This is a genomic window from Streptomyces sp. NPDC002130, assembly GCF_040296465.1.
In the GTDB taxonomy this organism is placed as follows: domain Bacteria; phylum Actinomycetota; class Actinomycetes; order Streptomycetales; family Streptomycetaceae; genus Streptomyces.
This window is the reverse complement of record NZ_JBEOXI010000293.1, coordinates 1-9,191: the sequence shown is the minus strand read 5'-3', so window position 1 is coordinate 9,191 and position 9,191 is coordinate 1. Positions and strand designations below refer to the sequence as shown.

Here is a 9,191-nt window from a genome sequence, read left to right as displayed (position 1 = left end):
GGGCCCGACGACGTGCCGCGCCAGATCGTGACCGCGCCCTTGCCGTTGTCCTTGTCCGGCACGCCGAGGACGATGTCGCCGTAGCCGTTCTTGTCGAAGTCGCCGACGACGGGGCTCGGGTAGAGGCCCTCCTGCCGGTCGCTGAGGGTCTTGGAGGCGCCCGAGGCGAGGCCGGAGGAGGTGCCCTTCAGGTACCAGGCGCGCTCGCGGATGTCGCTGCCGGTGATCTCCGTGCCGATGACCACCAGGTCGGTCTTGCCGTCCCCGTCGACCTTCCCGGCCCCGAGGGCGGAGGAGTACCAGCCGCCGGACTCCTTGTCGATCTTGCTGACCTTGCCGGTGGTGCCGGACTTGGTGAAGGGGCCGCGGTACAGCCACGCCTCCTCGCCGCCGATCAGGGCCAGGTCGGGGGAGCCGTCGCCGGTGAAGTCGCCGGTGGCCAGGTCGCGGCCGAAGTGGCCGGCCGAGCCGCCGAGCGGGGTGATGTTGGTGCCGCCCGACAGGCCGGACTTCGAGCCCCACAGGACGGTGACGGTGCCGCGGTAGTCGTCGCTGCCCACGTGCTCGGTGGGGTTGCCGACGACGAGGTCCGCGTAGCCGTCCTTGTTGAGGTCGGCGCTCGCCAGGGACGCGCCGAACTGGTCGTCCTCCTCGCCGGTGCCGGGGACGCCGGCGCTGTCCTGGTGGAGGTACTTCGGGTGGGCGGTGTCGAGGCCGGTGGCGGTGCCGTACACGACGGTGATCGTGCCGCCCTCGCGGTCGACGTCGTTGTAGCCGCCGTAGGCGAGGTCGCGGCGGCCGTCGCCGTTGAAGTCGTCGTAGTGCTTGGCCGGCGCCGCGGCGGCGGGGCCGGTGAGGAACACGGGGGTGACGCCGGTCGCCAGCAGGGCGGCGATCAGGGCGGTCGTGGTGGATCTGCGCATGCTGTCTCCCTGGCCGGTCAGCCGATGAGGTTGGCGCCGAACGCGCTGTAGGAGCGGGTCTGGCCGAGGCTGCCCGGGCCGAAGGTGCGGGCGCCGTCGGTGACCGGGCCGGTGGCCGAACCGCGCAGGGCCGTGATGGCGCCGATGCCCTCGTCCTCGAAACCGGCGGTGATCGTGAACTCGGCGTGGCCGTCCTTGGTGACGTCGGCCAGCAGGGTCTCGGAGCCGAAGTAGTCCGTGGCCTCGGCGGCGCCCGGGACGCCGGCGGTGTTCTGGGTGACGGTGCGGGCGCCGGTCCGCGAGACACCCGAGGCCGAGCCGTTCATGAGGATCGCGGCGCCGGCGTCCTCGGTGGTGCCGATGTCCTCGAAGCCGACGCCGATGGCGAGGTCGCCGTAGCCGTCGCCGTTGGTGTCGCCGATGGAGAGGGACCCGCCGAAGTTGTCGCGCTCCTCGTCGGCGCCGGGGACGCCCGGGGAGTCCTGGGTGAGCTCGGCCATGGGCGCGTCGCCGTTGACGGGGCCGCCCGCAGAGCCACGGATGACGACGACCTTGCCGCCGAGGCTCCCGGTGTGGTCGCTGCCCTTGCTGAAGACGTTGCCGAGGGCGATCTCGTCGTGGCCGTCACCGTCGATGTCGCCGAGGGCCAGGGAGGTGCCGCCGTTCAGTGCGCGGGGGGCCGTGGTGTCCGGGCCGGTGGGGGAGCCGAGGTAGGCGACGCCCTTGGACCAGCTGCCCGTCTCGTCGTCGTTGGTGAAGACCCGGTAGGTGAGGACCAGGTCCGACCTGCCGTCGGCGTTGGTGTCGCCCGCGTTCATGGCGTCGACGATCCACGCCGGCTCGGGGGTGGAGATCTTCTGCGTGGCGCCCGTGGCGCCGTTGGTGGTGAACGGGCCGCGGACGACGTGGACGTCGTCGGTGTCGGTGCCGACGGCCAGGTCAGCGTTGCCGTCGCCGTCGAAGTCGCCCGCGGTCAGCAGGTTGCCCCAGTTGTTGTGGGCGGAGACGGCCGGGTCCTTGACCGTCGTGCCGTTCTGCAGGCCGTTCGCCGAGCCCCACAGGACGGTGACGGTGCCGCCGTCGCCGTCGGTGCCGTCGCGGTCGCCGGGAGCGCCGACCGCGAGGTCGGTGTAGCCGTCGCCGTTGAGGTCGGCCTGGGCGAGCGCGCCGCCGAAGGTGTCCTCGTTGCCGGCGTCACCGGGCACACCGGCGGTGTTCTGGCTGACGACGGTGCGCTTGGCCGGGTCGAGGCCGGTGGGGCCGCCGTGGACCACGGCGACGTAGCCGGCCATGCCCTTGCCGTCGACCTTGGCGTAGGGGGCGGCGAAGGCCACGTCGCCGTAGCCGTCGCCGTTGAAGTCGGCCGTGGGGCCGGCGGCGGGTGCGGCGGTGGCCGCCGTCGCGGGCAGGGCCGTGAGCAGCCCGGTGGTGAGGGCCGTGGCCAGGAGGATGGTGCGCTTGCGCATCGGGATCCCCGTCGGGTCGGAAGTGGTGGTGATCAGGAGGAAGTGGTGGTGATCAGGAGTTGAGCGCGGTGCCGTAGCCCGGGGCGCCGGCCGTCGAGATGCCGGTGGTGCCCGGGCCGAAGCTCGTCGAGCCGGAGGCCGTCGGGCCGGTCGCCGTGGCGCGCAGGGACCAGACGGCGCCGTCGCCGGCGTTCTCGCCCGGCGCGGAGACGGTCAGGTCGGCGCGGCGGTCGCCGGTGTGGTCGGTGAGCGTGACGCGTTCGCCGAAGCGGTCGCCCTGCTCGGAGGCGCCGGGCACCCCGGCGGTGTTCTGGGTGTACGCCGTGGCGCCCTTGGTGGTCAGGCCGGACGCCGAGCCGTACAGCACGGTGACGGCGCCGGCGGAGTCGTTCTCGCCCGCGGTACCGATCGCCAGGTCGGCGTATCCGTCGCCGTTGACGTCGCCGAGACAGACGTCGCTGCCGAAGCGGTCGCCCTTCTCGGCGGCGCCGGGGACACCGGCGGTGTCCTGGGTGAGGACGAGCGGGGCGCGGCCCGGGTCCGCGCCCTCGGGTCCGCCGTAGACGACGGTGACCTTGCCGCCGAGGGCGCCTCCCGGGTCGGCGGACGCCTCCCGGTCGTTGCCCACGGCGATGTCGTCGTGGCCGTCGCCGTCGATGTCGCCGACGGCGGAGACGAACCCGCCGGGCAGCTTCTGCAGCCAGTCGGTGTAGTTGCTGATCTTCATGTCGGCGAGGGAGGTGGTGGCGGCGCCGTCGTGCGCGGCGCGGCCGTGCAGGACCACGCGGGGGTGGCCGTCGCCGGTGACGTCGCCGGAGGAGAGGTGGGTGGTGCCGTTGGAGGACGACCCCCAGCCGCTGCCCGAGCCGCCGTTGGACGCGCCGGTCTTGGTGATCGGGCCGTTCACGAGGGACAGGGTGACCGGGCCGGTGGAGCCGACCGCGACGTCCACGTCCCCGTCGCCGTCGAAGTCGCCCGCGTCCAGGGCCTGCCCGTAGCGGTCGTAGTCGGTGCTGAAGAAACTGAACAGCGTACGGGCGCCGGACAGGCCGGACGCCGAGCCCCAGACGATGGTGACCGTGCCGTCGTTGCTGTCGCTGCCGTCCTCGCCGGGCGTGCCGATCAGCAGGTCGGCGTAGCCGTCGGTGTTCAGGTCGGCGGAGGCGAGGGCGGAGCCGAACGCGTCGTCGGCCTCGGCGGCACCGGGCATCCCGGCGGTGTTCTGGGTCAGCAGGGTGCGCGTGGAGCTCTTCGGCCCGCTGGTGCTGCCGTAGACCACCGACACGGCACCGGCCTTCGCCTGCCCGGCGACGGTGGCGCCCGGCGCCCCGATCGCGAGGTCGGTGCGGCCGTCGCCGTTGAAGTCGTAGGGGGCGGCGGCCGGCACGGCGTGCGCGGTGGGGGCGGAGAGGGTGAGGGCGAGCGGGGTCAGGGCCGCGGCGAGGACGGCGGCGGTGATGCGGGTGCGCATGGGTGTACGTGCCTCACAGGGGAGTCGGCGGGGTGTCACTGGGCCACGGCCGAGCCGAGGTTGACGCTGCCCTTGAGGGAGACGGCGGTGGTGGTGATGCCCTGGGCGCCGCTGGTGGTCAGGCCGGAGGCGGAGCCGCGCAGGGTCCACAGGCCGCCGGTGGAGTTCTCGCCGTGCACGCCGACGACCAGGTCCGCCTTGCCGTCCTTGGTCACGTCCGTCAGGCCGACGGCGGAACCGAAACGGTCGCCCTTCTCGGCGGAGCCGGGCACTCCGGCGGTGTCCTGGGTGTACGACTTCACGCCGCTGTCGGTCTTCAGGCCGGAGGCGGAGCCGAACAGCACGGTCACGGAGCCCGCGTCCGTCGCCGAGCCGATGTCCTCGCCCGGGGCGGAGACCACGACGTCGGCGTACCCGTCGCCGTTGATGTCGCCGGTGCTCACCGCGCCGCCAAAGCCGTCCTCGGCCTCGGCCGCGCCGGGCACGCCCGCGGTGTCCTGGTGGACGACGGTCGGCTGCTGCGCCGGGTCGGGGCCGTTCGGGCCGCCGTACCAGACGGTGATCTGGCCGCCCTTGTGGCCGCCGGGCTTGAGGTCGTACGGGTCCGTGGGGTCGCCGAGGACGAGGTCGCCGTAGCCGTCGCGGTTGATGTCGCCGATGGAGCCGGGGTAGCCGTCGGCGGTCGGCAGATCGGCCATCTTGTAGGTCATGCCGGTCCAGCGGAAGTAGTCGATCTGGCCGCCGGTGTCGCCGTCCACGTTGAACGGGTAGACGCGCTCGGCCGCGCCGTCGCCGGTGAGGTCGCCCGCGAACACCTCGAACGTGGTGCCGACCTCGCCGACCCGGACGTGGCTCACCGGGCCGCTCGTGCGGGTGAAGGGGCCGTTGTAGATGCGGGTGTGGCTCTGGCCGGTGAGCGTGACGTCCGTGTCGCCGTCACCGTCGAAGTCACCGGTCGCGATGCCCCGGGAGAAGTTGCCGTACTCGGAGAGCGTCGACGGCTGCGGCAGGCCCTTGCCGCCGGACAGGCCCGACTTGCCGCCCCACAGGACGGTGCCGGAGCCGACGCCGTCCCGGTCGCCGACGCTCTCGTTGGAGGCGCCGACGACGAGGTCGGAGTAGCCGTCCCGGTCCAGGTCGCCCGCGGCCAGGGCGGAGCCGAACAGGTCGCCCGCCTCGGCGGTGCCGGGCACCCCGGCGCTGTTCTGGGTGATGACGGCCCTGCGGGCGGCCGAGACGCCGGACGCCGAGCCGTACAGCACGACGACCGCGCCGGCGCAGGACGCCGAGCCGACGTCGGCGCACGCGGCGCCGGCCGCGATGTCCCGGTACCCGTCGCCGTTGAAGTCCCCGGCGAGACCGGAGGGGGCGGCGGTGGCCGGGGTGGCGGTCAGGAGGCCGGTGGTGAGGGCTGCGGCCAGCAGGAGGGTGTGCTTGCGCAAGGCGGGGCTCCGGATGGGGAGGGGGCCGGACCGGGAAGGCCCGGCCCCGGAGGGGTGCGGGGTGGCTCTGTCGGCTGGGGGCGGCTCAGTCGGCGAAGTTCGCGCCGAAGTTCGGGTAGCCCGTCGTCGGGACGCCCGAGTCGCCGGGGGAGACGGCGCGCGAACCGGTGGCGGTGATCTTCGTGCCGTTGGACGGCAGGTAGAGGACCGCGCCGTCACCGTCGTTCTCGAACGAGCCGGCCAGTACGTCGGCGCGGCCGTCGCCGGTGACGTCGTCGAGCTTCACGTCGGTGCCGAGGAAGTCGCCCTTCTCGTCCGAGCCGGGGACGCCCGCGGTGCTCTGCGCGAAGGACTGGGTGCCGGTGGAGGTGTTGATGCCCGCGGCCGAGCCGTACAGCACGACGAGCTGGCCGGCGTCGGCGACGGAGCCGATGTCCTCTCCCGCCACCCCGACCACGAGGTCCTGGTGGCCGTCACCGTTCACGTCGCCGAGATCCAGCTCGTAGCCGAAGTAGTCGTCCTTCTCCGAACTGCCGGGGACGTTGCCGGTGTTCTGGGTGATGCCGGTGGTGGAGCCGACGCCGTCCGCGGCGCCGTAGGTGATCCACACCTTGCCGCCGTCGGAGGCGCCCGGGAAGGCCACCCCGTCGTCGGCCTTGTTCCAGTGCATGCCGGTGACGATGTCCCCGTACCCGTCGCCGTTGATGTCGCCGATGCCGGTGATGACACCGGCCTTCAGCGGCCGGGCGCCGGTGGCGGACAGGCCGGAACCAGTCCCCGGAAGCAGGTAGTTCGTGTTCCAGTACTGGCCGGTGGCGGTCTCGAAGCCGTCGACGACCAGGTCGGTGCGCCGGTCGCCGTTGACGTCGCCCGCGGTGATGTTGAGCGGGCCGGAGCCGTCGCCGGACGCCTGGACCGGGGCCTTGACGCTGTACCGGCCCTTGACCGCCGTGCCGGAGGCGCTGATGCCGCCCTTGAGCACGTGGATGACGTTGGAGGTGTTGCCGACGGCCAGGTCCGCCTTGCCGTCGCCGTCGAAGTCACCGGCGGCCAGGTTCCTGCCCCAGCGGTCGTGCTTGGTGGGGGCCGCGTCCGCGATCGAGACGCCCTTGCCGGTGATGCCCTGGGCCGAGCCCCACAGGACCGCGACGGCGCCGCCGTCCTTGTCGCTGCCGACGTCCTCCATCGGGGAGGAGACGGCGAGGTCGTCGTAGCCGTCGCCGTTGAAGTCGGCGTAGGCGCTGTCGGCGCCGAACACGTCGCCGGTCTCGGCCGTGCCCGGGTTCCCGGCGGTGTCCTGGCTGATCGCGGACCGCTTCGCGGAGGACACTCCGGTCTTCGTGCCGTAGAGGACGACGAGCCGGCCGGCGTCCTTCTTGCCGTTCACGTGGGAGCCGGAGGCGGAGAAGGCCACGTCGCCGATGCCGTCGCCGTTGAAGTCGGCCCGCGCGGCGTGCGTGCCGTCCGCGGCCGTCGCCGGGCCGGCCGCGGCCGACAGCAGCGTGCCGGTCAGCGCGGCCGCGGCGGCGGTCGCCAGGGCGAGCCGCACGCGGGGGTGGCGGGACGGATGTGCGGGCCGGCGCCCCGAGGGGCGCTCGTGCTGCTGCATGCGGGGTCTCCTGCTGCATGCGGGGGATGTCTGGCGGACATCCACAGTCGATGGAGGGCCGGACTGTCCGTGTTGGCCGGGAGTTGTCCGGGCGTTCACGGCTGGTCGGCGATCAGGAGACCTGCCGAGGGACGTAAGGGTTGTACGTGAGTTCGGTTAATTTCCGGGTCGCCGCGGGCGGGGCGCGGTGGTCACTCGGCTGCCTGCCCTTCCTGCGACCTGCGGCAGTGGGCGGCAGCCCGGGAGTGGCTGACCATCTACCACCTGCCGCCCTGCGCACCCGACCTCAACCCCGTCGAAGGCATCTGGTCTCTCCTGCGACGCAGATGGCTCTCCCTACCGCAGTCACCTCATGGAGGGCTGCCTCGCCGAGACCGGCCTGACCATCGGACCCGCCTGCTCAGCGACACGACACCACGAGTTCAACCTCAAGTGGAGGAGTTCGAGAGGCCGATGGAAGAAGCAGCCGACCGAAGTCCGTGCGGCCCGAGGGGCCCCTCAGGCCGCCATCAGTGCCGCCAGGGCGCGGTCCATTGCGGCGTTGAACTCTTCCGGCGTCAGCGGCAGCCGGGACTTGACGTCCCGACTCCACTGGTCGGCGAGGACCTCGGCGGAGCCCGCCTCGACACCGTCGAGGGCCGCGTCGGCCAGGTCCGACGGAGCGATCTTGTCCACCGGCCAGGCCGCGGCCATGTCGGTGTCGGCCAGGCCGAGGTGTACCGCTGTGACGAGCGTGCCCTGCTCGGCGAGCTCCAGGCGGACGCCGTTGGTCATGGCCCAGGCGGCGGCCTTGGTCAGGTGGTAGGCATTGGCGCCCTTGCCCCCGAACCACGACATGGCGGAGAGGACGTTGACGATCGCGCCCCCGCCGTTCCTGGCGAGCGCCGGCGCGAACTCCCGGATCATTCCCAGGTGGCCGAACATGTTGGTCTCCAGCTCGTGCCGCACCGCGTCCAGCGAACCGGTCACCAGGTCGGTCCCCGTGCTGATTCCCGCGTTGTTGATGAGTAGCGAGACGTCCGGGGCGGCCTCGGCGGCGGCCCTCACGGATGCGGGATCGGCGATGTCGAGGGGCAGCACCTCGACCCCGGGCAGGTCCACGGTCTCCGGTCGGCGGGCCGTGGCGTAGACCGTGCGGGCGCCCCGTTCGAGCAGGCGCTGGGCGAAGGCGCGGCCCAGGCCGCGGTTGGCTCCGGTGACAAGGGCGACGGCGTTGTTGATATCCATGTCCGGGACGCTAAAACCTGACGCTGGCGTCAGAGGCAAGTGCTGGTCGTCAGGACCGGCGTGAGAGGAATCACCATGACCGTCACGCAGGCCGCGGCCGAGCGGCTGATCCGCATCGGCGAGGTGGCACGGGGCGCCGGCGTCTCGGTGCGCGCCGTGCGCTACTACGAGCAGCAAGGGCTGCTCATCCCGGAGCGCAGCCCGTCCGGCCAGCGCCTGTACCGGCAGGACGCCATCACCCTGGTCCGCTTCTTCCAGCAGATGTTCGCCGCCGGCCTGACCAGCCGAAGGATCACCGAACTCCTTCCGTGCTGGGACTCCGGGCACACCGACGCCGGGCAACGAGCCATGCTGCGAGCCGAGCGTGAGCGCATCCAGGCCAAGATCGACGACCTGCAGGCCGCCCTGGACCGCCTCGACGAGGTCATTGCGATCACGGACACGCACCCGTAGGCGCGCGTCATCGACGGCACCTCCGGCGTCGCCGTACGCCCCTACCTCGTTGCCCATGAGCAGCAGGGGTGCCAACCGGGCGATCCCGCATCGGCTCTGTCCGGGGCGGACCCGTATCGGCCCGCCGGTCTTGAGGCCGCCTGATGAGCACCGGCCCGCGTCGTACGCTTCGGCTTCTGCCCTGGACCGGCATCGAGGCCAAGCCCTGTTTTCTGATCACCGACGGCGGCGGCGGACGTCTGTCCCGTCTGGCCGACATCGCCGAAGCGACCCAGCTCGACATGAGTGCTCAACTCCTCGCCCATGGTGAGGACCTGCTTCCCGGCGCCACCCAGACGCAACTGCGCTTCCTCGCCGAGCGTCTCACCGAGGCGCTGCGGGACGTCCTCCGCGTCGCCGAGAGCCGGGGGGAGGCCCATGGCGACGGGCCTTCGGATTCATTCGCCCCGCGAGATCCACCGACCGCGAGCACGCCGAGTGCACCCTCGCCACCCGCCCCGGCTACCAGGACCTCCACACCGTTTGAGCCCTGGCTCCGAGCACCGTCCTGCTCAAGTGCCTGCTACCCGCCTGACCTTCTACCCTGTGCCGGGGCGACTG

8 protein-coding genes and 1 pseudogene are annotated in these 9,191 nt (G+C 72.6%); 3 read left to right on the top strand and 6 right to left on the bottom strand.

The window, feature by feature from the left end:
- The 5 genes from ABT116_RS35620 to ABT116_RS35600 form a co-directional block, all read right to left on the bottom strand.
- Positions 1-923, bottom strand: a 923-nt coding sequence (locus tag ABT116_RS35620; RefSeq protein ID WP_351642681.1) for an FG-GAP repeat domain-containing protein, incomplete at its 3' end; no start/stop codon positions are given.
- A 17-nt stretch (positions 924-940) separates the two neighbouring features.
- Positions 941-2,389 carry an FG-GAP-like repeat-containing protein gene (locus tag ABT116_RS35615; RefSeq protein ID WP_351642679.1) on the bottom strand — a complete coding sequence of 483 codons (1,449 nt, stop codon included), beginning with the start codon at positions 2,387-2,389 and terminating at the stop codon, positions 941-943.
- Positions 2,390-2,441: 52 nt separating this feature from the next.
- A complete protein-coding gene (locus tag ABT116_RS35610; RefSeq protein WP_351642676.1) occupies positions 2,442-3,860 on the bottom strand; it encodes an FG-GAP repeat protein in 1,419 nt (472 codons plus the stop codon).
- A 35-nt stretch (positions 3,861-3,895) separates the two neighbouring features.
- On the bottom strand, positions 3,896-5,302 hold the full coding sequence (locus ABT116_RS35605; protein ID WP_351642674.1) for an FG-GAP repeat protein: 1,407 nt from the start codon (positions 5,300-5,302) through the stop codon (positions 3,896-3,898).
- Between the two features lie 85 nt (positions 5,303-5,387).
- Positions 5,388-6,911, bottom strand: a complete 1,524-nt coding sequence (locus tag ABT116_RS35600) for a VCBS repeat-containing protein (protein ID WP_351642671.1) — start codon at positions 6,909-6,911, stop codon at positions 5,388-5,390.
- 219 nt (positions 6,912-7,130) lie between these two features.
- On the opposite strand from ABT116_RS35600, the pseudogene ABT116_RS35595 reads away from it, so the two are divergent.
- A pseudogene (locus ABT116_RS35595) lies at positions 7,131-7,305 on the top strand (transposase); the annotation flags it as partial.
- Between the two features lie 104 nt (positions 7,306-7,409).
- Here ABT116_RS35595 and ABT116_RS35590 read toward each other — a convergent pair.
- A complete protein-coding gene (locus ABT116_RS35590; RefSeq protein WP_351642669.1) occupies positions 7,410-8,138 on the bottom strand; it encodes an SDR family oxidoreductase in 729 nt (242 codons plus the stop codon).
- Between the two features lie 75 nt (positions 8,139-8,213).
- Here ABT116_RS35590 and ABT116_RS35585 point away from each other — a divergent pair, with 75 nt between their 5' ends.
- Entirely contained in the window at positions 8,214-8,591 is a 378-nt protein-coding gene (locus ABT116_RS35585) for a MerR family transcriptional regulator (protein WP_351642666.1), read from the top strand.
- A 143-nt stretch (positions 8,592-8,734) separates the two neighbouring features.
- Positions 8,735-9,191 (top strand): hypothetical protein (locus tag ABT116_RS35580; RefSeq protein WP_351642664.1); only part of this gene is annotated, 457 nt, incomplete at its 3' end.

Excerpts from the sequence above, each read along its gene's own strand:
- ABT116_RS35615 (WP_351642679.1), bottom strand. The coding sequence starts at position 2,389 with ATGCGCAAGCGCACCATCCTCCTGGCCACGGCCCTCACCACCGGGCTG.
- ABT116_RS35610 (WP_351642676.1), bottom strand. The coding sequence starts at position 3,860 with ATGCGCACCCGCATCACCGCCGCCGTCCTCGCCGCGGCCCTGACCCCG.
- ABT116_RS35600 (WP_351642671.1), bottom strand. The coding sequence starts at position 6,911 with ATGCAGCAGCACGAGCGCCCCTCGGGGCGCCGGCCCGCACATCCGTCC.
- ABT116_RS35590 (WP_351642669.1), bottom strand. The coding sequence starts at position 8,138 with ATGGATATCAACAACGCCGTCGCCCTTGTCACCGGAGCCAACCGCGGC.
- ABT116_RS35585 (WP_351642666.1), top strand. The coding sequence starts at position 8,214 with ATGACCGTCACGCAGGCCGCGGCCGAGCGGCTGATCCGCATCGGCGAG.